Raw genomic sequence first — 863 nt, 5'->3', positions numbered from 1 at the left:
CCGTCGACTTTAGAAAAGAAACCTTTCATAGCGATAATATTCCTAGCTATAAGCTGGACTATAACAAGCGCGTCTTTGAAGATTTATTTAAAACCTACAAGTTCGACTACGTCATCCACCTTGGCCGTATCCAAAGTAGCGAACTCACTATGCAGCGTCGCTATAACGCCAACGTACTGGGCACACAAAAACTCATGGATTTGAGTCATAAATACGGTGTTCGACATGTGCTTATTTTATCGACGTTTCATGTTTATGGTGCTGACGCATACAACCCAGCACTAATCGATGAGTCTGCACCACTCAAAGCAGCAGAGTTAACGCAGGATTTGGTAGATTCAGTCGAGCTTGAAAACCTCGCCAATATTTACCTTTGGAAATATCCTGATTTAAACATCACGATTCTCCGTCCTTGTAATATCGTCGGGCCTGGCGTCAATAACTCTATTAGTCGACTGCTTTCTAGTAAACGTCCGCCTAGCTTACTCGGTTTCTCTCCTGTCATGCAGTTTATTCACATTGAAGATATGGCCGATGCGATTGAGCTTGCGCACAAAAAACACAAGCGAGGCGTCTATAACGTAGCACCGAGAGATTGGGTGGCATTTCAGGATGCACTTGCTTTGTCGGGCTGCCAATCTATCCCTGTACCGTCAATCCCGCCAATGCTGCCACGATTAATTTCGCGCGTACTGAATTTAAAGTCGTTTCCGTCTTATTTGATTAACTACTTCCGTTATCCTGTGGTCATCGATGGAAGCGCGTTTGAAAAGGAATTTGGCTTTACGCCAAAACGACCTTTGAGAGAGATATTCAGAACGTATAAAGATATGAAAGAGAACTAAGTATATTTGATGAGGAGT

The 863-nt window shown here is 43.2% G+C and carries 1 protein-coding gene; it reads left to right on the top strand.

Going from position 1 to position 863, the window contains the following annotated elements; all coding sequences use genetic code 11:
• A partial coding sequence (locus tag A3738_RS20200) for an SDR family oxidoreductase (RefSeq protein ID WP_068763807.1) occupies window positions 1-845 on the top strand: 845 nt, incomplete at its 5' end.
• Window positions 846-863: the final 18 nt, after the last annotated feature.

The organism is Oleiphilus sp. HI0066 (assembly GCF_001635725.1).
The sequence above is the reverse complement of the archived record's forward strand: the minus strand, read 5'-3'. Positions and strand labels throughout refer to the sequence as shown.